A 22281-nucleotide genomic window follows, 5' to 3' on the forward strand; every position below is an offset into this window, starting at 1 on the left:
GTGGATACCGAAGTAAATCCCGAGCACCCCGCCAGCGGGGCTTCGGTACCGAAGCGTCCCGCCCCTCGGCTCCCCGGTCGCGAGCCCGAACTCGGCCGCCTGACCGGTCTCTTCCCGGTCGTGCTGGGCGGCACTTCCGCCACCGCGGTGCTGGCCGGCGAGTTCGGCATGGGCAAGAGCGCCACCCTGCGGACCGCCGCGGCGCTGGCCGCGGACGCGGGCTTCACCGTCGCGATCGCCACCGGGTCCCGGCTGGAGAGCCACCTGTCCGGCGGGGTCGTCCGCCAGCTGGCCGACGCGCTCGAGGGACCGGGCTCACCGCCGCACCCGCCCGTCACCGAACTGTGCGGACCGGCGGGCGAGAGCGAAGCGCTCGACCTCTTCTTCCGGATCGTCCGCGACGCGACCGAGCGGGGTCCGCTGCTGCTGGGCATCGACAACGTCCACCTCGCCGACGCCTGGTCCATGCGGTGCCTGGCCTACCTCCGCAACCGCGTGCTCGACCTGCCGGTGCTGATCGTCCTGACCTCCCTCATCGGCCATCCCCCGCACCCCGAGGTCGCGCTGCTGGACATGGTGGGCAGCATGCCGGCCACCATCACGCTGAACGGCCTCGGCGACGCGGCCGCGGCGGAGATCCTCGGCCTCGCCCCCGGGGAGCTCGCCTCCGCCTGCCGCGAGGCGACCGGCGGCAACCCGGTCCTGCTGCAGGCGCTGCGGCCGCGGCTGCTGCCCGGCGCCGACCCGCACGAGCTCGGCTCGTCGCTGATCGGGCAGGTGCTCCTCATGCGGATGCAGGAGTTCCCGCACGCGCCGGCCATCCTGCACGCGGCGGCGATCCTCGGCGAGGACGCCGGCTTCGACCTGCTGGCCCGGCTGGCCGGCGTCGACGAGCTCGACGCTCTGCAGGCGATCGACACGATGGTCCGGCTGCACGTGCTCGACAACAGCAGCCGGCCGGCGCTGACCTACCCGTTCGTCCGCAACTCCCTGCTGAAGGACATGCCGCAGACCACGCGGGCGGTCAACCACTCCCGGGCGGCGAAGCTGCTGGCGGAGGCGGGGGCGCCGCCCGAGCGCGTGGCCGCCCACCTGCTGGAAGCGACGGCGATCCGGATCCCGTGGGCCGTGGACGTGCTGCGGCTGAGCGCGCGCGACGCCGTGTTCTCCGGACGGCCGGAGCTGGCCGCCCGGCACCTGCGGCGGGCGCTGGAGGAACGGCTGACGTCCGGGCGCCGGATGGCCGTGCTGCTGCAGCTCGCGCACGCGGAGTTCCAGTTCGACCCGCCCGGCGCGGCGAAGCGGGTGCGGGAAGCCGTCGACACCGTCGGCAACCGCGAGACCGCCGCGTTCATCGCGACCGCGATGCTGCTGTCGCTCTGCGGCGGCCAGGACGCCCGGCTCGGGATCAGCGCGGCGGGCCAGATCGCGGCGCGGCTCGACGCCGGCGGGCCGGACGCCGTCTGGCCGCTGCTGTGCATGACCTACCTCGCCGAGGCCGGCAGCAGGCTGGGCCCGCCCCCGGAGTTCCGCGACTTCGAGGAGCAGTGGGCGCCGCTGACCGACCCGGCGGCCCAGCGGAGCCGCTCGGCGCTGCTGGCGCTCGACGCCGTCCGCAGCGGCGAGTCCGCGCAGGACGCCGTCGGCCACTTCGCCGACGCGCTGAGTGCCGCCGGGGACTCCCCCACCCGGAGTTCCCGGGGGCTGAGCGGCGACGACGGCGAGCTGTTCGAGCAGCACTACTTCTTCACGCTGGCCACCGCGGTGCTCGCGGACGAGCCGGCGCACGTCGACCGGCTGTGCCGGGTCCTCGACGTCGAGCGCGAGCCCTGGGACGTGCACGTGCCGCACGGCGCGCTGCCCACCCTGGCCCGCGGGATCGCGCTGCAGGCCAGCGGCGACCTGCAGCGGGCCAGCGTGCACTTCGAGTCGCTGCTGCGCCGGTTCGACGAGCGCGGCGGGACGACGACCTGCCCGGTCGGCGTGCTGTGCGCGGCGAAGCTCGTCGAGTGCTGGGTGGACCTCGGCCGGTTCGAGGCGGCGACGTCGCTGCTGGACCGGATGGACTTCGTCGCCAGCCAGGGCCTGTTCACCCACACCTACCTGCTGTACGCGCGGGGCCGCCTGCGCGTCGCGACCGGGTACACCCGCTTCGGGTTCGAGGACCTGCTCAGCTGCGGGCGGCGGCTGGCCCACCACGGCATGCGGTTTCCGGGGTTCGTGCCCTGGCGCGCGCACGCCGCGCGCGCGGCGCTGGCGCTCGGCCAGACCGACGACGCGGCCCGGCTGGCCGAAGAGGACATCAACGCCTCGGCCCGCTGGGGTGCGGCGCGGCCGCTGGGCACGGCGCTCACGACGCTCGGGCTGGTCCGCGAGGACGACGAAGCCGAGCGGGCGCTGCAGAAGGCGATCACGGCGCTGCGGTCTTCGCCGTCGCGGCTGCAGCTGGCGACGGCGCTGACCGAGCTCGGCACGCTGCAGGCGCGGCACGGCCAGTCCGAAAAGGCCATCGAGACGCTGCGGCAGGCGGTCGAGCTGAGCGAGCAGTGCGGAGCGCGGCCGCTGGCCCGGCGCGCGGCGGAGGAGCTGCGCTCGGCGCGGCGCGCGCTGACCCCGGCGAAGGACAACGAGCACGGCCTGACCCGGCAGGAGAACCGCATCGCCGTGATGGCCGCGCAGGGGTTGACCAACCGGGAGATCGCGACGGCCCTGCACTTGACGCGGCGGACGGTGGAGCTGCACCTCTCGGGGGCGTACCGGAAGCTGGGGATTCCGGGGCGGGCGGAACTCGGTGGTGCGCTGGCGAAGTCGTCGCAGCGCGTGGACGGTCGCTGAGCCGGGTCCGGTTTGGACTGACTCAGGGCGCTTTCGGACTCCGCTTCGAGCCGGTGCAGCAGCGTCCCGCCGTGCTGGGCGGCACGCACTCGTGGACCGCGCGACCGCCGGCGATTCGAGCCTCGCGGTGGGGCGCCGCCCCCCGTCTTCCACGCTACCCGGCGGCACCGGCAAAACCGGGGCGCAGTTAGCGTGAACACGTGAACTTCTGGGCAGGCGCGGGAAGCCTGGTGCTGCTGGGCGCGGTCCTGCTCTTCGCCATCGTCCGGCCGCGGGGCCTGCCGGAAGCGGTGGCTGCCGTGCCGGCCGCCGGGCTCGCGCTCCTGCTGGGCCTGGTTTCGCCGGCCGCGGCCGGGCAGCGGGCCGTGGAAATCCTGCCGACGCTGGGCTTCCTGGCCGCGATTCTCCTTTTGTCCTTTCTGGCCAGTGTGGCCGGGGTGTTCGCCTGGCTCGGCAACCGGCTCGCCGAGGCGTGCCACGGCAAGCCGCGGCGGCTGCTGGTGCTGACCTTCGCCGCCGCGGCCGGGGTCACCGCGGTGCTCAGCCTGGACGCCACCGTCGTGCTGCTCACCCCGGTCGTCCTCGCGACGGCGACCACCCTGCGGCTCCCCGCCCGGCCGCACGTCTACGCCTGCGCGCACCTGGCCAACTCGGCGTCGACGCTGCTGCCGGTGTCCAACCTGACCAACCTCCTGGCCTTCGCCGCGTCCGGGCTGACGTTCGCCGGGTTCACCGCGCTGATGGCGTTGCCGTGGCTGGTCACGCTCGCCGTCGAACTGGTGGTCTTCCTGCGGTTCTTCGCCGCGGACCTGCGGCCGCGCGACACACCGGACCCGCGGCAGCACCTCGAGACGCCGACGTTCGCCCTCGTCGTCCTCGGCCTGACCCTCGCCGGGTTCGCCGTGGGGCCGCTCGGGCACGTCGAGCCGGTCTGGATCGCGGCGCTGGCGGCGCTGATCCTCGGCGTGCGCGCGCTGGCGCAGGGCAAGATCCGGCCGCGGCAGCTGGTCACCGAAGCGGCGCCGCAGCTGTGCCTGTTCGTGCTGGGGCTGGCGGTCGTGGTGGAAGCCGTGTCGGAGCACCTCCTCGGCGGCGTCCTCCGGGACGTCCTGCCGGCGTCGACCGGCCTGACCGACCTGCTGGTGGCGGCCGGGGTCGCCGCGCTGCTGGCCAACCTGGTGAACAACCTGCCGGCAACGCTGATCCTGCTGTCCGTCCTGGGCCCGCACCCGGCACCGGGCGTGCTGCTCGCGGTGCTGCTGGGCGTCAACATCGGCCCGAACGCGAGCTACCTCGGCTCACTCGCGACGCTGCTGTGGCGCCGGACGCTCCCGGCGCCTCCGTCGGGGAAGACGTTCCACGCCCTGGGCGCGATCACCACGCCCCTGTGCCTGGCCGCGGCGACCGTAGCGCTCTGGCTGAGCCTCAGCTGGGCAGCTTGATCGTCTGGCCCGGGTGCATCGTCGGGCCGCAGTCGTCCAGCGGGCCGCCGAAGCGGTCCGCCGCCACCGCCGGGATCGTCTTCGCCGCGTACTCCTGGGCCGCCTTCAGCTTGGCCGGGTCGGTCACCGCGTCGCGGCGGACCCAGTCGCCGTTGCGGAGGCCCTCGATCGGGGAGCTGTAGATCAGCACGTAGTCGCGGTCGAGCCGGGGGTCGAGGGCGATCCCGTTGCCCGCCGCCCACGGGCCCCACGAGTGGATGAACGTCGGCTTGACCGTGTCGAACACGTAGTCGCGCAGGCCGGCGAGGTCGTTGTCGTGCACCAGGTCGGCAATCGGTTTGTTCACCAGGCCGGCCATGTCGACCAGCTCGAGCCGGCTGGTCAACGACGAGCCGCCGAGGTCCGGCAGCAGCAGCGACGCCTTCTGCAGGCCGAGGATGTCGGCGTAGGTGTTGAACCCGCGGCCGAAGCGATCGCCCACCAGGCACGCCGTGATGTTCGGGTTCTTCGCGAACTTGTCCGCCGCGGCCGCGAACCCGATGGCCGACGGGACGAACGCGCCGACCAGCACCACGACGATCCCGATGCGCAGCAGCGCCTGCCGGTGGCGCAGCAGCTCACCGGCCGACAGCGTGCCCGCGATGACCGCCAGCGCCCAGACCGGGCTGGCGAACCGGTGCTGGTACATCCAGTCGGCGACCATCACGCCGTACGCGACGATCCCGAGCCCCAGCGGCACGAGCAGCGCGCTCAGCGGACGCCGCCACGGGGCCTTGACCAGCGCGAACACGATCACCAGCGCCAGCACGACCACGCCGGCCCAGCCCGCGTAGCCGACCAGCTCGAACGGCCGCTTCACGGCGTCGAACCCGGGCAGGCCCTGTTGCTTGGCCACCGACGGGTTGGCTAGCAGCCGCCCGAACTCCGTGTACCGCCAGGCGACGTACGCGCCGAACGGCACGGCGAACGCCGCCACCGACAGCAGCGCGAGCCGGAAGCTCTTCCAGAACAGCCCGGAACGCAGCAGGAACAGCGCGGCGAGCGGGTACGCACCCGCGTAGATGAGCCCTTCCGGGCGGGTCAGCGCCGCAAACGCGACCATGACCCCGGACCAGAGCGCCACCTTCGGCGTCAGCAGCACGTCGCGCTTCACCGAGACGAACAGCGTCACGCCCAGCGTGACGACCGCGAACGCGAACAGCGAGTTCTCCAGGCCGGACACGACCCAGATGACGAACGACGGGATGGTCGCCAGCGTCAGGCCGGCGATCAGGGTCGCCAGCCACGCGAAGCGGGTGAAGATCTGCTTCGCGGCGATGTAGCAGGCCGTCAGGATGCCGCCGGTGAACAGCAGGCCCAGCGCCTTCGGGAACAGCACGTAGTCGGGGATCCCGAAGATCTCGCCGTGGTCGAAGAGGCCGACGAGCTTGCCGAGGCCGAGCAGCACCATCCACGTCGGGTCGGAGAAGCCCTCGACCGGCGGGGCGCCCGGCTGCAGCACCGGGCCGAGGCCGTCGGCGAAGCTGCGGGCGTAGGAGAAGGTGATGGCGGCGTCGTCGACGATCCAGTGGCCGTAGCGGGTGGCGTGCAGGGCCACCGCCGCGACGCCGGCGAGCACGGCCAGCACCGGCGCCAGCCGTGCGCCCCAGCCGCGGGTGGCCGTGGTGGTGGCCGGATCCTCGGGGACGTCGCTCGGAGAGGTCTCGGTGAGTGCGCTAGCCGTCATGTCCTCGTCACTGTTCCGCCCGCAGGCTTCTGCCGGTGGGATACGCGCGAGCCGGCGCCCCCTGAAGTGGGTCGATCTGGTGACCCGCCACCGCGGCGACGCGGTCGAGACACTGTAGCCAATACCCCATCCCGGGTCGGCCACGCGTCGGGCTTGAGCGTGATCCACCCCACATTTTCCCTGCTCAGCGCGGCGCCGGTCAGGCCAGGTGCGAGGTGTCGTTGGCGAGGCGGACCGAGGCGTTCCCGTCCGGGTAGAACTCGACGATCGACAGCGACGCCAGGTCCAGGTGCAGCCGGAACAGCAGCTGCGGCCCGGCGTCGAGGCCCATCCGGAGCAGGGTCTTGATCGGCGTCACGTGGCTGACCAGCACCAACGTCCGGCCGCCGTGCTCGGCGATCAGCTCGTCGCGGGCCTTGCGGACGCGCCGGTGCACGACGTCGAAGCTCTCGCCGCCGGGTGGCGGCACGGAGCTGTCGCCCAGCCAGGAGCTGTGGAGCTCGGGATCGCGGTCGGCCGCTTCGGCGAAGGTCAGGCCTTCCCACTCGCCGAAGTCGGTCTCGATGAGGCCGGGGTGGGTCTCGACGCGCCCGCCGAGCGCGTCGGCGACGGCTTGCGCGGTCTGCTTCGTGCGCGTGAGCGGCGAGGAGATGATCGGAACGACTCCGCCATCCACGCCATCGACGACCAGGCCCTCGGTCGCGGCCAGCCGCTTCGCCGCCGCGGCGGCTTGGGCCCGGCCCAGTTCGGTGAGCGGGACGTCGCCGCGGCCGGAGTAGCGCCGCAGCGCCGACATCTCGGTCTGGCCGTGGCGCAGCAGGAGCAGCCGGGTCGGGGTGCCGCGGGCGCCGGTCCAGGCCACCGCCGCGCGGTCGGGCTTGCGGGTGGGCAGTTGCGGCTTGTCGGCGGCGCCGGTCTTCGCAGCGGCGGCGCTGCCCGTGGCGGCGCCGGTCCTCGCGGTCTTCTTCCCTGCGGTTCCGGGCCGGCCGGCCGCGGGCTTGCCGGTCGCCGCGTCCATGGCTTCGTTGGCCAGCCGGTCCGCGTGGGCGTTCTGCGCGCGCGGGATCCACTCGTACTTGACGCGGGAGAACCCGGCGGCCAGCTCCTTGGCCCGCTCGGCCAGCGGCTGCATGTCCGGGTGCTTGATCTTCCAGCGCCCGGACATCTGCTCCACCACGAGCTTCGAGTCCATCCGGACGTCCACTGTGGACGCTCCGAGCTCGGCCGCGGCGGCCAGGCCGGCGATCAGGCCGTTGTACTCGGCGACGTTGTTGGTCACGACGCCGAGGCTTTCCTTGCGCTCGGCGAGGACCTGGCCGTCGCTGTCGCGGACCACGGCGCCGTAGCCGGCGGGGCCCGGGTTGCCCCGGGAACCGCCGTCGGCCTCGATGACGACGTGCGAGGTCACAGACCCGACTCCAGGGTCCGGACCAGGATCGCGCCGCAGTTCTCGCACTGGATGACGTCGTCCTCCGGCGCGGCCTTGATCTCGTTGACGGTGTTGCGGTCCAGCTCCAGCTGGCAGGCGCCGCAGCGGCGGGCGCGCAGCAGCGCGGCCCCGATGCCCTTGTGCTCGCGGACCCGCTCGTACAGCTTGAGCAGCGGCTCCGGGAAGCGCGGCAGCAGCTTCACGCGGTCTTCGTCGCGGCGCGCGCGGGTCGTGTCGAGGTCCTTGAACGCCTCGTCGCGGCGGGCGATCGCGGCGGCGACCTCGGCCTCGGCCTTGTCGACCTCGGCGCCGGTGCGCTGCGCGTCCAGGCCGAGGGCCTCGCGCTGCTCCATCAGCTCCAGCAGGTCGTCTTCCAGCGCCCGCTGACGGCGTTCCAGCGACTGCAGTTCGTGCTCGATGTCGGTCATCTGCTTCGAGTTGACCGAGCCGGAGGCCAGGAGCTTGCGGTCGCGTTCCTCGCGGGCGCGCACCGACTCGATCTCCTTCTCCTGCCGGGCGATCTCGCGGTCGAGGTCGGAGGCGGCGGTCTCCGCCGAAACGAGCGCGTCGCGGCGCTCGCGGGCGGTCTTCTCCCCCGCGTCGATCTCGGCCAGCTCGGGCAGGGTGCGGCGGCGGTGCGCGGTGCGCGAAAGCTCGGCGTCCACCTTGGCGAGCTCGAGCAACTGACGCTGCACGGCGGGTTCGGCCTTCACGGTGCTCCTCTAAATCGATGTGCGCTCGGCGCGGACGGTCCACGGGTCGGTGCACCGCGTGGAGACGCAGGTGTCGACGTTACCCGCAAACGCCTGCGCCACGACCGCCGAGGCTTGCCCGCACCAGGGCCACTCGCTGGCCCAGTGGGTCAGCCCGACCAGTGCGGGCACCGGCCCGCGGCCCGCGAGGTGCTCGCCGGCGGGGTGATGCCGCAGGTCGGCGGTGACGAAGGCGTCGACCCCGGCCGCGGTGGCCTGCTGCAGGTAGGAGTCCCCGGCGCCGCCGGACACGGCGACGGTGCGGATCGGGCGGTCCGCCTCGCCCGCCCCGAGCACGCCGGGCACGGTGGCGGGCAGGGCGTCGGCGACGCGCCGGACGAACGCCGCGAACGGCTCGGGGGCGGGCAGTTCGCCGATGCGGCCGATGCCGGTGACGCCGTCGTCGTTCGGCGCCAGCGGGCCGGTGACGCGCAGCCCGATCGCCGTGGCGAGCGCGTCCGAGACGCCGGGGTCGGCGGAGTCGGCGTTGGTGTGCGCGCAGTAGAGGGCGATGCCCGCGCGGATCATCCGGTGCACGAGCGCGCCTTTGGCGGTGTCGGCGGGCACGCCGTGCACACCGCGCAGCAGCAGCGGGTGGTGGGCGACGATCAGCTGCGCGCCGAGTTCGACGGCTTCGCCGACGGTCTCGGCGACGGGGTCGACGCAGAACAGCACCCGGCTCACCGGTTCGGCGGGATCGCCGCAGACGAGGCCGACGGCGTCCCACGACTCGGCGAGCGCGGGCGGGTAAGCCTGTTCCAGCACGGAGATGACTTCGGAAAGGGCGGGCACGCGGTGATTTTCGCATGTACCGTCCGGGGCCATGCGCCTTCGGTCCTGGCTCGTCACGGTGACGGCGGTCCTCGCCGCGTCTCTGCTCTTCGCCGCCCCTGCTTCGGCTTCCGGTCCGTCGCTTTCCCGGACGGCTCTGTGGCGGCTCACGGACTTGGCGGCGGACCGCGTCGCGATCGCCGACCAGGTGGCGGCGGCCAAGTACGGCACCCCGTCGCCGATCGACGACCCGGTGCGGGAGCAGCAGATCTACGACTCGGTCGCGGCGCGGGCACCCCAGCTGGGCCTCGACCCGGCGGACGCGGTCCGGTTCTTCCGCGCCCAGATCGAGGCGAACAAGCTGGTGCAGCGCGGCCTCTACGCGCGCTGGGCCGCGCACCCGGCGGAGGCGCCGTCGACCCGCCCCGACCTCGCGCAGATCCGCCCGGTGATCGACGGGCTCAACACGGGATTGCTGACGGAACTGGCGGCGACGACGCCGGTCCGGGAGGCCCGCGCGTGCCCGATCCGGCAGCGGGTGACGGCGGAGGTGGCGGAGGTCGTCCACCGGTTCGACGCGCTGCACAGGCGCGCCCTCGGCGAAGCGACTTCGGCGACCTGTTCAGCGGATTAGGGGCGCCCCGGCGGCACCAGGCCGCCGCGGGCGCCGGGTGCGGTCAGTTGCAGTTGCCGCAGCAACCGCAGCCCTGGCCGGTGCACTTCGAGCAGCACCCGTGCATGATCGCTCTCCTTCCGGTTCGCGTCCTCGCCCGATCGACGCTAAGTGCGCGGCGCGGGCCGCGGATACCGCCGAGCGGGCGGGTGACGGGGTGAACCCGGTGGTTACGCTCGGACCCGTGCCGCACATCGTCTTCGTCTGCTCCGGCGGGGCGGAGAGGGCACGGCGGCTGTCGCGGATGGTGAAGGACGTCGACGTCGCCCCTCCTCCACCGCGATGAACGGGCGGCCCTCGCGGCCCCGATGCGTGGCGATTCTCGTCAGGCTGATTCCCGCGGCCTCCGCGCTCCTCGACCGTCGGCCACGAGTGGCCGGTGTCGCTCCCTTCGCCGATGCCCATGGTTACGCTCGGAGCCGTGCCGCACATCGTCTTCGTCTGCTCCGGCAACATCTGCCGCTCCCCCATGGCCGAACTCGTCTTCCGGGCCCACCTCGACGACGCCGGTCTCGGTGACGCCGTTCGCGTGACGAGCGCCGGGACCGGGCCGTGGCACGCCGGGGAGCCCGTCGACAAGCGCGCCCGGGCCACGCTGAAGGCGCACGGCTATCCCACCGCGCACGTCGCGTCCGAGGTGTCCGACGAGGACCTGGCCGCCGATCTGCTGCTGGCTGCGGACGAGGGGCACCTCGAGTTCCTGCGCGCGCGGGTCGGCGACCCGGCGAAAGTGCGGCTGCTGCGTTCGTTCGACCCGTCGGCGCCCGAAGGTGCCGAGGTCCCCGATCCCTACTACGGCGGGGACGACGGCTTCGAAGACGTCCTCGGCATGGTCGAGCGCGCCGCGCCCGGACTGCTGGACTGGGTTCGCGCCCACGCGTGATCGGCGTCACAACCCGGGTCCGCCGGCCCGCGAGAACCCGAGCCGGCCGTGGCGGCTCGATCGCTGAGCCGCGTTCGCCCCGCCCGGGCGGTTCGTCCGGCCTCCGTCACAGGTGACGGGAGTCGGCGGGCGGCGCGGGCGGGGCACGGCCTACCGTGGTGGGGTGCGGTTGCGGTTCCTGCTCCGGCCCGGGTGGCTGGCTCTGACGGCGGTGGTGTTCACCTTCGCCGTCTGCTGCTTCACGCTGCTCTCGCCCTGGCAGTTCAGCCGCAACACCGAGCGCGAGCAGCAGAACGCCGCGCTGGAGGCGTCGTTCACCGCGGCGCCGGTGCCGCTGGCGCAGCTGCTGCCGCCGGGGAGCGCGCCCGGCCGGCACACCGAGTGGCACCTCGTCTCGATAACCGGCCAGTACCTGCCGGACAAGGAGGTCGTCGCGCGGCTGCGCACGGTCCAGGGCGAGGGCGCCTTCGAGGTGCTGACGCCGATGCGGACCACCGACGGCACGATCGTGCTGATCGACCGCGGCTACGTGGGGCTGGACAGCAAGTCCGCAGCGCCGCCGATCGCGCCACCGCCGTCCGGGACCGTTTCCGTGACGGCCCGGGTGCGGGCGGACGAAACCGACCCGAAGAACCGCGACGCGTTCGCCGACGCGTCGACCGGCGGGAAGCTGCAAAGTTACGTCGTCGACTCCCGGGTGGTGGCGCGGGCGGGCCGGCTCGACATCCGGCCCGGGTACTTCCAGCTCGACGTCGGCCAGCCCGGCGTACTCGGCGCGTTGCCGCTGCCGCAGACGGACTCGGGGCCGTTCCTGTCGTACGCGCTGCAGTGGATCGCGTTCGGGGCGATGGCGCTGCTCGGCTGGCTGTACTTCACGGTCCGCGAGCTGAAGCCGGGCGGAGCGTTGGACGCGTCTTCCTCGCCTTCGCGGCGCAAGTCCGTCGCGGAGATCCTCGCCGAAGACGAGTACGCGGAAAGTGGCCCCCAGAGATAGGCCGGAACTGGCCCTGTGGTGAGGCCACTTGCGGTGGTGATACTCGGGCCATGTTGATCCACCCGTGGGACGCTTCCGCCGATTCCGAGTGGCGGGAGTGGTTGTCCGAGCACGACTTCGGGCAGCTGATCGCCGGCGGCCGGGGCCGGGACCTGCCCGTGGTGACGCCGGCGCACTTCGTGTTCGACGGCGACCGCACGATCGTCACCCACCTGGCCCGCCCGAACCCGATCTGGCCCCTGCTGGAGGAACACCCGAGGGCACTGCTGGCGGTGGTCGGCGACTACACGTACATCCGGGCGGACTGGAACACGGCCACGGACCCGGCCCACGGCGTGCCGACGTCGTACTACGCAACGGTCCAGCTCGAGGGCGACGTCCGGCTGGTCGACGACGCGGCGGCCAAGGCGCAGCTGCTGGACGAGCAGCTGCGGCACTTCGAGCCGGACGGAGCCCGGGCCCCGGTCAGCGCGACGGAGGCCCCGGATCGGCGGCTGCTGCCGGGGATCCGGGGGATCGAGTTCACGGTGACGGGAGTCCGGGCGAAGTTCAAGTTCGGCGGCAACCGGACGGCCGAGGACCGGGAGCGGATCGGGGCCCGGCTGGCCGAGCGGGACGGGCCATTGGATCGGGCGGCGTTGGCGCAACTGCGCCGCCGGAGCTGACTCAGCCCGGACGCCGCCAAAGACTCCCCGCCACCGCCAGCACCACCGAGGTCGCCGCCGCCAGCCAGCCCACCACCCGGGACAGCTCCACCGCACGCGTCACGTGGCCCGCGTCGGGGTTCCGCCCCACTCCCAGCACCGGCAGCTCCGCCACTCCGTGCGGGTACACCGTCCTGCCGCCGACGCGGATCTCCAGTGCTCCCGCGAACGCCGCCTCCACGCGGCCCGCGTTGGGGCTCGGGTGGGCGATCGTGTCGCGGCGCCACGCCCGCCACGCCCCGCCCGCCGAACCTCCGACCACCGGGGCCGCCACCACCGTCAGGGCCGCCGCCGCGCGGGTCGGCAGGAGGTGGACCAGCTCGTCGATGCGGTCGATCGCCCAGTGCCCGCGACGGCCGGAGCGGCCGCTGCGCAGCAAGCTCACCGCACGCGCGCCCAGCAGGCCCGGCACGCCCGCCAGCGCTCCCCACACCAGCGGGGCCACCACCGCGTCGGACGTGTTCTCCGCCAGCGTCTCCACCGACGCCCGCGACAGCGCGATCGCGCCCAGGCCGTCGGTCACCCGGGGGTCCAATTCGGACAGTGTCGAGCGGGCCGGCTCGAAGCGGCACTCCTCGAGGTTGCGGGCCAGCTCGGTGCCCTGCGTGGCCAGTCCCGCCGCGCCGAGCACCGCCCACGTCGACACCGCCGTCGCCGACGCCTGGACCAGCGGGCGGCCGCGGGCGGCGCGCTCCAGCAAAGCACCGCCCACCACGACCGCGCCCGCGACCAGGACGCCCGAGCGGTGCGGGAGCCGGCGGAACGCCGTCACCGGAGGACGTCGCCGGGGGTCGCCGAGGGCGCCGTCGGCCGCCACACCCAACACCAGTCCGATCGCGCGCGCCGCGCTCACCCGTGCCCCCCGGCAGAAGAAAAGTCCAGTTCCCGGGGGAGGCTACTCGACCTCGGGACCGCCGTCCGCCACCAGGGCGGCGATCTCGTCGCGCGCCTGGACGACGATGTCCCGCATCGCCCGCTCCGCCCGGTCCGCGTCGCCGGCGGCCACCGCCGTGGCCACCTCCGCGTGCAGCGCCACCGCCTCCGGCTGCGGCTGCGGCGGCATCAGGCCGTGCCCGGTCCGGCCGGTCAGCACCTCCGCGACGACCGCGGAAAGCTGCGCGAACATCGGGTTGCGGGAGGCGGTGAGCAGCAGGTCGTGGAAGGCGATGTCGAACTCGAGGAACGTCGAAAGGTCACCGGCCTCGGCCGTGCGCGCCAGGCGCTCCCCCAGCGCGCCCAGCCGGCCGCGCTCCTCGGGGGTCGCGCGCAGGGCGGCGTACCGCGCCGCGCACGGCTCGATCGCCGACCGCAGCTCGTTCAGCGTGGCGAGCGCCGCCGGGCGGGCCGGGCCGTCGAGCTGCCAGCGGATCAGCCGCGGGTCGTAGTGGTTCCACTCCGCCGGCTCCCGGACGATCACCCCGACCCGCCGCTTGCTGCTGGTCAGCCGCATCGTCTCCAGCACACGGACGACTTCGCGGGCCATCGTCCGCGACGCCCCGAAGCGCTCCTGCAGCTCTTCGGAGCGCAGCACCGTGCCCGGCGTCAGCGTTCCGTTCGCGATCGCCGCACCCAGTGCGTCCAGTACCTGCTCGTGCCTCACCGCACCCAACCTAACCACCTGATTCGATTAAGTAGTACTTCAAGTTGAATAAGTAGTACTTTTGAGTTTCACTCACCTGGGCACAACGAAGTGGGAGGTGCGGATGACCGTCATCGTGGTGATGGGGGTGTCAGGCTCCGGGAAGACGACGATCGGCACGGCGCTCGCGAACGCCCTCGACGTCGAATACGCCGAAGCGGACACGTTCCATCCGAAGGCCAACATCGACAAGATGACCGCCGGCACGCCGCTGACCGACGAAGACCGCGCGCCCTGGCTCGCGGCGATCGCCGGCTGGATCCGCGACCACCAGGCCGCCGGCGGCGTCGTGACGTCGTCCGCGCTCAAGCGCCGGTACCGCGACGTCCTGCGCAGCGGCGGCGACGTCTGGTTCGCCCACCTGCACGGCGACCGCGAGATCCTCGCCGAACGCATGCAGTCGCGCTCGGGCCACTTCATGCCGGTGTCGCTGCTGGACTCCCAGCTCGCCGACCTCGAACCCCTCGGGCCGGACGAGCCCGGCGCGATCTTCGACATCCGCCGGACCCCCGCGGAGATCACCGAAGCCGCGCTGACCGCCTTCCGGGAGCACGCGTGAACACCGTCCTCGCCGCCGGCTGGACCGGCCACGACACCCGCCTGATCGCCGCGACCGTCGTCGCGATCGCCGTCATCGTCGTGCTGATCACGAAGGTGAAGCTGCACCCGTTCCTGTCGCTGGTGCTCGGCTCGCTCGTGCTCGGCCTGACCGCCGGGATGCCGGTCGACAAGCTGCTCAAGAGCTTCACGACCGGCGTCGGCAGCACGGTCGCGTCCGTCGGCATCCTCATCGCCCTCGGCGCGATGCTCGGCAAGCTGCTGGCCGACTCCGGCGGCGCCGACCAGATCGTCGACACCGTGCTCGGCAAGGCGCGGGACAAGAGCCTGCCGTGGGCGATGGCGCTCGTGGCGGCGCTGATCGGGCTGCCGATGTTCTTCGAGATCGGCCTCGTGATGCTCATCCCCGTGGTGCTGCTGGCGGTCAAGCGCACCGGAAAACCGTTGATGTTGCTGGGGATTCCGGCGCTGGCCGGGCTTTCGGTGCTGCACGGGCTCGTCCCGCCGCACCCGGGCCCGCTCGCCGCGGCGGGCGCGCTGAACGCGAACGTCGGGATCACGCTGGCGTTCGGCCTGCTCGTCGGTATCCCGACGGTGGTCGTCGCGGGCCCGCTGTTCGGCAGGCTCGCGGCCCGGATGGTGCCGGACGCCGTCGCGCCCGAACGGCTGGTGCCGGAGCGCGCCGACACGGACAAGCCGCGCCCGAGCTTCGCCGCGACGCTCACGACGGTGCTGCTGCCGGTCGTGCTCATGCTGGCGAAAGCGCTCTCGGACATCCTGCTGGCCAAGGACAGCCAGGCCCGCAAGATCCTCGACTTCGTCGGCGACCCGCTGATCGCGCTGCTCGCGGCGGTGCTGGTGGGCATGGTGCTGCTCGGCCGCCCGGCCGGGCTCGGCCGGGACAAGCTGTCCACTGTGGTCGGTGACTCGCTCGGCCCGATCGCCGGCATCATCCTCATCGTCGGTGCGGGCGGCGGGTTCAAGCAGACCCTGGTCGACGCCGGCGTGGGCGACGTCATCACCGGCCTGGCCAAGGACGCGAACCTGTCGCCGCTGCTGCTCGGCTGGCTGGTGGCGGTGGCGATCCGCCTGGCGACGGGCTCGGCCACGGTCGCGACGGTCTCCGCCGCGGGCATCGTGGCGCCGCTGGCCGCCACCATGGACCCGTCGCAGAGCGCGCTGCTGGTGCTCGCGATCGGGGCGGGCTCGCTGTTCTTCTCCCACGTCAACGACGCCGGGTTCTGGCTGGTCAAGGAGTACTTCGGGCTCTCGGTCGGCCAGACGCTGAAGAGCTGGTCGGTGATGGAGACGCTGATCTCGGTGGTCGCGATCGCCCTGATCCTCCCCCTCTCCCTCCTGGTCTGAACCACCACCACTTTCCCTACGAAAGTGATCCGGAGGCACTCCCTCCGGATAGCTTTCACGTGAAAGCTCGGCTTGGGGTGAGCGGGCGCGTTGACAGGTGACCTTTTGGTCACCTATTCTTTCGGCGTGCCCGACGACGACCTGGTGTTCAAGGCGCTGGCGGATCCGACGCGCCGGTTCCTGCTCGACCTGCTCTTCGAGCGTGACGGCCGCACGCTCACCGAGCTGGAGACCCAGGTGGAGATGACCCGCTTCGGCGTCATGAAGCACCTGAAGCTCCTCGAGGAGGCCGGGCTCGTCGTCGCCCGGAAGGAAGGCCGCGAGAAGCGGCACTTCCTCAACCCCGTCCCGATCCGCCAGATCCACGACCGGTGGATCGACAAGTACACCGAGCGCCAGGTCACCGCGCTGCTCGACCTCAAGACCGAACTGGAAGGCGAAGAACCATGACGAACACCGTGCAGGTCCACCGCGTCTACATCAAGGCCACGCCGGAGCGCATCTGGGAGGCCATCACCAAGCCCGAGTGGACGCAGAAGTACGGCTACACCGGCCTCGCCGACTACGACCTCGCGGTCGGCGGCAAGCACCGCACCCGCCCGACGCAGGAGTTCATCGACGCCGGGATCACCGGCGACCTCGTCGAGGGCGAAGTGCTGAAAGTCGACCCGCCGCGCCGGCTCGTCATCACCTGGAAGCTGCTGATGGGTCCCGAAGCCATGGCGGCCGAGCCGTACACGACGCTCACCTACGACATCGAGGAAACGAAAACCGCGGGCACCAGACTCACGATCACCCACGACGTCACCGGCGCGCCGCTGACCGCCGAGATGGTCGGCGGGGTGCACGAGGACGTCAACGCGGGGCCGGGCGAGAACGCCGGTGGCGGCTGGGCCTGGGTGCTCTCGGACCTCAAGTCCCTGCTGGAGACCGGCGAAGTCCTGGTGCCGTAAGGGGGTCTGGCGGGGCCCGTCCCGCGCCGCTTCGGGACAGGCCCCGCCAGAGTCTTCAGACGCGCTGGGTCGCCGCCTTGAGCGCCGCCTTCGCGGCCTCCGGCGCACCCAGCGTGTCGAGCCCGGACAACGCCGCGCCCACCACGGGGTTCACGTCGACGACGCGGACCACCGCGCGCGGCGCCACCTTCAGGCACCGCTTCTCGATCTCCGCGATCACCGGGGCGCCGACGCCCGTCAGCACGCCGCCGCCGAGAACGATCTCCGGGGCGTCTTCGGTCAGGTCCAGCTCGCGCAGGATCACCGCCGCGAACACGCTGACTTCCTCGACGAACCGGGTGACGACGTCCGACGCGACCTCGTCGCCCGCGGCCGCCACCTCGAACAGCAGCGGGCACAGCCCGTGGATCGACGCCGGGTCGATCTCTTCGAAGTGCAGGCCTTGCACCACGTCGAGCAGCGTCGGCTTGCCGAAGTAGGCCGCGACCGCGGGCATCAGGGACGTCCGCGGGCCGCGCCCGTCCTCGGCCCGCACGGCCCACCACAGCGCCTCTTCGCCGAGCCGGTAGCCGCCGCCCCAGTCGCCGGAGATCTTGCCCAGCGCCGGAAAGCGGTGCACGCGGCCGTCCGGGCCGACGCCGGCGCCGTTGATCCCGGCGCCGCACACCACGGCCACGCCCACCCCCGCACTGCCCGCCCGGAGCAGCGCGAGGGTGTCGTTGCCGACGGTCAGGGTGTCGCTCCAGCCGCGCGCGGACAGCGCCGTGTGCAGCGCCTCCTCCTCACGCGGGAAGTCCAGCCCGGCCAGGTACGCCGAGGTGTGCACCGCGGACGGCTTCTCCCCGAACGCCGGATAGGCCTGCAGCACGAGTTCTTCGAGCGCCGCAACACATCCCGCGACGCCGATGTTCTGCGGCGAGGCGCCGGGGCCGCGGGACTTCCCCAGCACCACGCCGTCTTCCGAGATCACCAGGACCTCGGTCTTGCTGTTGCCGCCGTCGACAGCGATGATGGCAGGCTTCATCCGCGCGCCCAGGGCAGGTACTCGCGGTTGATCTGGACCAGCGAATCGGCGAGCGTGTCGGCCTTCGTGTACTGGCCGACCAGCGGGTGGGCCAGCAGGGCGTCGGCCACGCGGTCGCGGCCGCCCTTGACCGCCGCTTCCAGCGCCAGGAACTCGTACGCCGTGGTCGCCGAGATCAGGCCCGAGTACTGAGGCTCCACCGGCGGCTGCGGGATCGCCGCGGCGCCGGAAGAGTCCACACTGGACCGTGCCTCGATGACAGCGTCGTCCGGGAGGAACGGGAAGGTCCCGTCGTTGCGGACGTTCACCACGTGCTCTTCGGCCGGCCCGCCCGCGGTCAGGGCGTGCACCAGCTGCACCGCGGCCTCGGAGTAGTACGCCCCGCCGCGCTTCTCGAGGGACTCCGGCTTGGTCACCTGCTCCGGGTCGAGGTAGATCTTCAGCAGCTCCTCCTCGACGTCGGACACGACGTCCGCGCGCGGCCGTTCGGTGCGCTGCTTGGTGACCTGCTCGTCGTGCGCGTAGAAGTACTTCAGGTAGTACGACGGCACGACGTTCATCCGCCGCAGCCACTTTTCCGGCACGCTCACCTCGTCGGCCAGGTAGCCCAGGTGCTCCTCGAGCAGTTCGGGCAGCCGGTCGACACCGTCGACGAGCGCGCCGCGCTCCCAGCTCAGGTGGTTCAGTCCGGTGTGGACGAGCTTGACGTCGTCCGCGCCGACGCCGAGCAGCTTCCCGAACTGCCGCTGCAGGTTGATGGCGACGTTGCACAGCCCGACCGCGCGGTGCCCCTCGTTGAGCAGCGCCCGCGTCACGATGCCGACCGGGTTGGTGAAGTTGACGATCCACGTGTCGTCGCCGGCGACCTTGCGGACGCGCTCGGCGATGTCGAGCACCACCGGCACCGTGCGCAGCGCCTTCGCCAGCCCGCCCGCGCCGGTCGTCTCCTGCCCGACGCAGCCGCAGGCGTGCGGGAACGTCTCGTCGGACCGCCGCGCCCGCTGCCCGCCGACCCGCAGCTGGATCAGCACCGCGGAAGCGCCGTCGACGCCCTCCTCCAGCGACTGCGTCGTCCGGACCTGCGCCGGGTGGCCGGCGTGCTCCAGCAGCCGGCGGCTGAACCCGCCGACAGCCTCGACGCGGTAGGCGTCCGGGTCGACCAGCACGATCTCGTCGACATCCAAAGTGGACCGTCGGCCGGCGATCCCGTCGATCAGCTCCGGCGTGTAGGTGGACCCGCCACCGACGACTGCCAGCTTCATCCCTTGACTCCCGTGAATGTGATGCCCTTGACGAACGACTTCTGCGCGAAGATGAACAGCACGATCACCGGCGCCATGATCAGCGCGGTCGCCGCCATCGTCAGGTTCCACTCGACGTGGTGCATGCCGCGGAACGACGCGATCGCCAGCGACAGCGGCCAGTGGTCCCGGTTCTCGCCGGTGTAGAGCAGCGGCCCGAAGTAGTCGTTCCAGGTGAACAGGAAGCAGAACATCGCGGTGGCCGCGATGCCCGGCTTGGCCATCGGGATGAGCACCCGGTACATGGCCTGGAACTCGTTGCAGCCGTCGATCTTCGCCGCTTCCAGGTAGTCCTTCGGAATGGTGAGGAAGAACTGCCGGAGCAGGAAGATCGAGAAGGCGTCGAAGAAGAAGTACGGCACGACCAGCGGCACCAGCGTGCCGGTGAGGCCCATCCGCACCCAGAGGTCGTACAGCGGCACAACGGTGACCTGCGGCGGCAGCAGCATCGCCGCCACGGTCAGCATGAAGAACAGGTTCTGCCCGCGCCACCGCAGTTTCGCCAGCGCGTACGCCGCCGGGATCGCCGAAAGCAGCGCGCCCGCGGTCGCCAATCCCGAATACAGCAGGCTGTTGCCGAAGTATTCGAGCAGCGGCGCCTTCTGGAACACCTTGACGAAGTTTTCGAAGTGCCACTCGGACGGCCACAGGCTCGCCGTCATCGCCTGGTCGTTCGCCATCACCGCGGTGAGGAACACGAACAGCAGCGGCAGCATGAAGACGACGCCGAGCGCGATGCCGATCGCGTGGGTGGCGATGAAGGACAGCCGCCTGTCCCAGGAGCGCTTGAACCGCACCTTCGGCGGCACACCCGCTTCCCGTTGCGGCGCTTCGGCCAACGCGGTCATGCCCCCTCCTCCTGGTGCTGGGACTTCCGGAGCTGCCGGACGAGGATCCAGGTGAACGCCGACGAGACGATGAACAGCAGCACGGCCATCGCCGCCGCGTACCCCATGTTGAAGTAGCGGAAGCCCTGGACGTACAGCCAGATCGGGTAGGTCAACGTCGAGTTCTGCGGCGCGCCGATGAGTTTCGAGTTGCCGGCGACGTCGGCCGTGCCCGCACTTGCCGAGGCCGCCACGATCGCCTGGGTGAAGAACTGCAACGCGTAGATGATCGAGTTGACCACGCCGAACAGCAGCACCGGCGAGATCGACGGCAGCGTCACGTGCCAGAACCGGCGGACCGGGCCGGCGCCGTCGAGCTCGGCGGCCTCGTACTGCTCGGTCGGGACGTCCAGCAGCGCGGCCAGGATGATGATCATCAGCTCGCCGGAGCCCCACAGCGCGAGCAGCGTCAACGCGGGCTTCGACATCGCCGGGCTGTTGAACCAGAGCCCGCCGTCGACGCCGACGAGCCGCAGGAACCGGTTGACCGGGCCGAACTCCGGGTTGAACACGAAGACGAACGCCAGCGTGGCCGCCGCGGGCGGGGCAAGTGTCGGCAGGTAGCACAGGGTCCGGACCAGCCCGACACCCGACTTCAGCCGCGAAATCACCGAGGCGATCCCGAGGGAGAACACCACGCGGCAGACCGTCAGGACGACCACCAGCCACAGCGTGTTGTACGCGGCCGTGCCGACCAGCGGCTCGGTGGTGAACATCCGGATGTAGTTGTCGAACCCGATGAACTGCGGCGGGTTGATCAGGTCGTAGCGGGTGAAGGAGTAGTAGACCGTGGCGATCAGCGGGTAGCCGAAGAAGATCAGGAACCCCAGGAACGCCGGGGCCATGAAGAACAGGACGGTCCGGCGGCGCTTGGCCCGGCGGGCCCCCGCCCGCGCCTTCGCAGGCGCGGACGGGGAAGCTTTCTCGGCGAGCGTGCGGGTCGAGGGACTCGTTACCGCCGAGACCCCATCGGACAGAGTCATCCGCCCGCGCCCTTCTGCTTGAGCTCGTCGTCGATCTGCGCGTCGACCTTCTTCAGGCCTTCGGTCAGGTCGGGCACCGAACCGGCCTGCCACTTCTCGGCGAAGTCGTTGACCGCCTTGAGGTGCGCGTCGCCGATCGGGGTGGTCTGGTTGGCCACCAGCTTGCCGCTGTCGTAGATGTCGAGGAACGTCTTGAACTGCGGCTGCAGGTCCAGCTTCGGCGAGGTCAGCGCGGCCTTGGTGCTGGGCACGTTCTTGAGGCCGTTGGCCATGTCCACCAGGGTGTCGGTGTCCAGGGTGACCTGCTTGATGAGCTCCCACGCGGCGCCGGGGTTCTTGGCGCCCTTCGGGATCGCGATGATCGTGCCGGTGGTGAAGCCGCCGCCGTAGTGGTCGGCCATGGTGTCGAGCACCGGCGCGGGCGCGGTGGCGTAGTTGACGTCCGGCGCCTGGTCCTTGAGGAACGCGGTGCGGAACTCGCCGTCGTACATCATCGCCAGCTTGCCCTTGTGGAAGCCGTTGTCGGCGGAGTACTCGTCGCCGAGGCCGGCCTTGAACTGCTCGACCTTGTCGTGGCCGCCGTAGAAGTCGATGAGCTGCTTCTGGAACTCGAACATCGCCTTCCAGCCGGGGTTGGTGGCGAGGTCCGACTTGCCGTCCGGGCCGAGGAACGGCGCGCCGAAGTTCGGCGCCCAGTACTGGGCCTGGTTGGCGTAGAACGGCATCGACGGCAGGAAGCCGGCGACCTTGATCGACCCGTCCGGGTTGAACTCGGTGAGCTTCTTGGTGGCTTCGAACAGTTCCGACGTCGTCTTCGGCGGCGAGGCGACACCCTTCGCCGCGAACATGTCCTTGTTGTAGTAGAGCCCGTAGACGTCGGCGAGCATCGGCATCGCGCACCGCTTGCCCTGGTACTCGGTGTAGTTGCGGACCGCTTCGGGGATCTGGTTCAGGTCGATCTTGTCGCGGTCGATGTAGGGCTTGAGGTCTTGGAAGCTGCCGGTGGAGCACCAGGCGCCCAGGTTGTCGGTGTAGAAGGAGATCGCGACGTCGGGCGGGTTGCCGCCGCGGATCGACTGGGTGAGCTTGTCGTCGTCCTGGTTGCCCTCGTGCTTGATCTCGATGTTCGGGAACTTCGCCTTGAGCTTGTTGAGGCCCGCCGTCACCACGCCGTACTCGCGGTCGGTGAACTTGGAGTACACCGTGATGGTCAGCTTGTCGTCCTTGCCGGGTGCGGCCGCCACGTCACCCCCGCTCGGGGCGGCGGCGCCGGAGCAGGCGCTGGTCAGCAGGACGGACGCAGCAGCCGCGACGGCCAGCAGTGCGCCGCGGCGGGTCCGGGTGGTAGGGGGCATGGCCCTC

The 22281-nt window shown here is 71.8% G+C and carries 21 protein-coding genes; 10 read left to right on the plus strand and 11 right to left on the minus strand.

Going from position 1 to position 22281, the window contains the following annotated elements:
* A complete protein-coding gene (locus tag Q5425_RS36225; protein ID WP_308676893.1) occupies positions 1-2835 on the plus strand; it encodes an AAA family ATPase in 2835 nt (944 codons plus the stop codon).
* Positions 2836-3035: 200 nt separating this feature from the next.
* Positions 3036-4277 carry an SLC13 family permease gene (locus tag Q5425_RS36230; protein WP_308676894.1) on the plus strand — a complete coding sequence of 414 codons (1242 nt, stop codon included), beginning with the start codon at positions 3036-3038 and terminating at the stop codon, positions 4275-4277.
* Here Q5425_RS36230 and Q5425_RS36235 read toward each other — a convergent pair.
* The 4 genes from Q5425_RS36235 to Q5425_RS36250 all read right to left on the minus strand — a co-directional run bounded on the left by Q5425_RS36235 (position 4261) and on the right by Q5425_RS36250 (position 8976).
* Positions 4261-6003, minus strand: coding sequence for a hypothetical protein (locus Q5425_RS36235; protein ID WP_308676896.1), 1743 nt, complete (start codon positions 6001-6003; stop codon positions 4261-4263). The genes Q5425_RS36230 and Q5425_RS36235 overlap by 17 nt on opposite strands.
* Before the next feature lie 199 nt (positions 6004-6202).
* Positions 6203-7411: a bifunctional RNase H/acid phosphatase gene (locus Q5425_RS36240; protein WP_308676897.1), complete on the minus strand. Its 1209-nt coding sequence runs from the start codon at positions 7409-7411 to the stop codon at positions 6203-6205.
* Positions 7408-8145, minus strand: coding sequence for a C4-type zinc ribbon domain-containing protein (locus tag Q5425_RS36245; RefSeq protein ID WP_308676898.1), 738 nt, complete (start codon positions 8143-8145; stop codon positions 7408-7410). Before Q5425_RS36245 ends, Q5425_RS36240 begins: the two co-directional genes overlap by 4 nt.
* A gap of 9 nt (positions 8146-8154) precedes the next feature.
* The gene (locus Q5425_RS36250; protein ID WP_308676899.1) at positions 8155-8976 is read right to left on the minus strand and encodes a Nif3-like dinuclear metal center hexameric protein; all 822 of its coding nucleotides are present in this window, start codon (positions 8974-8976) and stop codon (positions 8155-8157) included.
* 31 nt (positions 8977-9007) lie between these two features.
* Between Q5425_RS36250 and Q5425_RS36255 the strand changes: the two genes are divergently transcribed.
* The 4 genes from Q5425_RS36255 to Q5425_RS36270 all read left to right on the plus strand — a co-directional run bounded on the left by Q5425_RS36255 (position 9008) and on the right by Q5425_RS36270 (position 12170).
* Positions 9008-9589, plus strand: a complete 582-nt coding sequence (locus Q5425_RS36255) for a chorismate mutase (RefSeq protein WP_308676900.1) — start codon at positions 9008-9010, stop codon at positions 9587-9589.
* A 460-nt stretch (positions 9590-10049) separates the two neighbouring features.
* Positions 10050-10511: a low molecular weight protein-tyrosine-phosphatase gene (locus Q5425_RS36260; protein WP_308676901.1), complete on the plus strand. Its 462-nt coding sequence runs from the start codon at positions 10050-10052 to the stop codon at positions 10509-10511.
* A 163-nt stretch (positions 10512-10674) separates the two neighbouring features.
* Entirely contained in the window at positions 10675-11505 is an 831-nt protein-coding gene (locus tag Q5425_RS36265) for an SURF1 family cytochrome oxidase biogenesis protein (RefSeq protein WP_308676902.1), read from the plus strand.
* 50 nt (positions 11506-11555) lie between these two features.
* On the plus strand, positions 11556-12170 hold the full coding sequence (locus Q5425_RS36270) for an FMN-binding negative transcriptional regulator (protein ID WP_308676903.1): 615 nt from the start codon (positions 11556-11558) through the stop codon (positions 12168-12170).
* A gap of 1 nt (position 12171) precedes the next feature.
* On the opposite strand, the gene Q5425_RS36275 is transcribed toward Q5425_RS36270, so the two are convergent.
* A complete protein-coding gene (locus tag Q5425_RS36275) occupies positions 12172-13062 on the minus strand; it encodes a cobalamin biosynthesis protein (protein ID WP_308676904.1) in 891 nt (296 codons plus the stop codon).
* A 42-nt stretch (positions 13063-13104) separates the two neighbouring features.
* The gene (locus Q5425_RS36280; protein WP_396135333.1) at positions 13105-13809 is read right to left on the minus strand and encodes a FadR/GntR family transcriptional regulator; all 705 of its coding nucleotides are present in this window, start codon (positions 13807-13809) and stop codon (positions 13105-13107) included.
* A gap of 103 nt (positions 13810-13912) precedes the next feature.
* Here Q5425_RS36280 and Q5425_RS36285 point away from each other — a divergent pair, with 103 nt between their 5' ends.
* The 4 genes from Q5425_RS36285 to Q5425_RS36300 all read left to right on the plus strand — a co-directional run bounded on the left by Q5425_RS36285 (position 13913) and on the right by Q5425_RS36300 (position 16724).
* Positions 13913-14407, plus strand: a complete 495-nt coding sequence (locus tag Q5425_RS36285; protein WP_308676906.1) for a gluconokinase — start codon at positions 13913-13915, stop codon at positions 14405-14407.
* Positions 14404-15771 carry a gluconate:H+ symporter gene (locus Q5425_RS36290; RefSeq protein ID WP_308676907.1) on the plus strand — a complete coding sequence of 456 codons (1368 nt, stop codon included), beginning with the start codon at positions 14404-14406 and terminating at the stop codon, positions 15769-15771. Before Q5425_RS36285 ends, Q5425_RS36290 begins: the two co-directional genes overlap by 4 nt.
* Positions 15772-15897: 126 nt before the next feature.
* Positions 15898-16221 carry a metalloregulator ArsR/SmtB family transcription factor gene (locus Q5425_RS36295; protein ID WP_308676908.1) on the plus strand — a complete coding sequence of 108 codons (324 nt, stop codon included), beginning with the start codon at positions 15898-15900 and terminating at the stop codon, positions 16219-16221.
* Positions 16218-16724, plus strand: a complete 507-nt coding sequence (locus tag Q5425_RS36300) for an SRPBCC domain-containing protein (RefSeq protein WP_308676909.1) — start codon at positions 16218-16220, stop codon at positions 16722-16724. The genes Q5425_RS36295 and Q5425_RS36300 overlap by 4 nt, the downstream gene beginning before the upstream one ends.
* A gap of 55 nt (positions 16725-16779) precedes the next feature.
* Here the strand turns inward: Q5425_RS36300 and Q5425_RS36305 are convergent, their stop codons facing one another.
* From Q5425_RS36305 to Q5425_RS36325, 5 genes are read right to left on the minus strand one after another with little or no spacing between them, the layout of a single operon-like run.
* Positions 16780-17748 (minus strand): BadF/BadG/BcrA/BcrD ATPase family protein, encoded by a 969-nt coding sequence (locus tag Q5425_RS36305; RefSeq protein ID WP_308676910.1) that lies wholly within the window; start codon positions 17746-17748, stop codon positions 16780-16782.
* Positions 17745-19010, minus strand: a complete 1266-nt coding sequence (locus Q5425_RS36310) for a 6-phospho-beta-glucosidase (protein ID WP_308676911.1) — start codon at positions 19008-19010, stop codon at positions 17745-17747. Before Q5425_RS36310 ends, Q5425_RS36305 begins: the two co-directional genes overlap by 4 nt.
* Positions 19007-19897 carry a carbohydrate ABC transporter permease gene (locus tag Q5425_RS36315; RefSeq protein WP_308676912.1) on the minus strand — a complete coding sequence of 297 codons (891 nt, stop codon included), beginning with the start codon at positions 19895-19897 and terminating at the stop codon, positions 19007-19009. Before Q5425_RS36315 ends, Q5425_RS36310 begins: the two co-directional genes overlap by 4 nt.
* On the minus strand, positions 19894-20919 hold the full coding sequence (locus Q5425_RS36320) for a sugar ABC transporter permease (protein WP_308676913.1): 1026 nt from the start codon (positions 20917-20919) through the stop codon (positions 19894-19896). Before Q5425_RS36320 ends, Q5425_RS36315 begins: the two co-directional genes overlap by 4 nt.
* Positions 20916-22274 carry an extracellular solute-binding protein gene (locus Q5425_RS36325; protein WP_308676914.1) on the minus strand — a complete coding sequence of 453 codons (1359 nt, stop codon included), beginning with the start codon at positions 22272-22274 and terminating at the stop codon, positions 20916-20918. The genes Q5425_RS36320 and Q5425_RS36325 overlap by 4 nt, the downstream gene beginning before the upstream one ends.
* Between the last annotated feature and the right edge of the window lie 7 nt (positions 22275-22281).

This window comes from Amycolatopsis sp. A133 (assembly GCF_031082405.1).
GTDB lineage: Bacteria > Actinomycetota > Actinomycetes > Mycobacteriales > Pseudonocardiaceae > Amycolatopsis.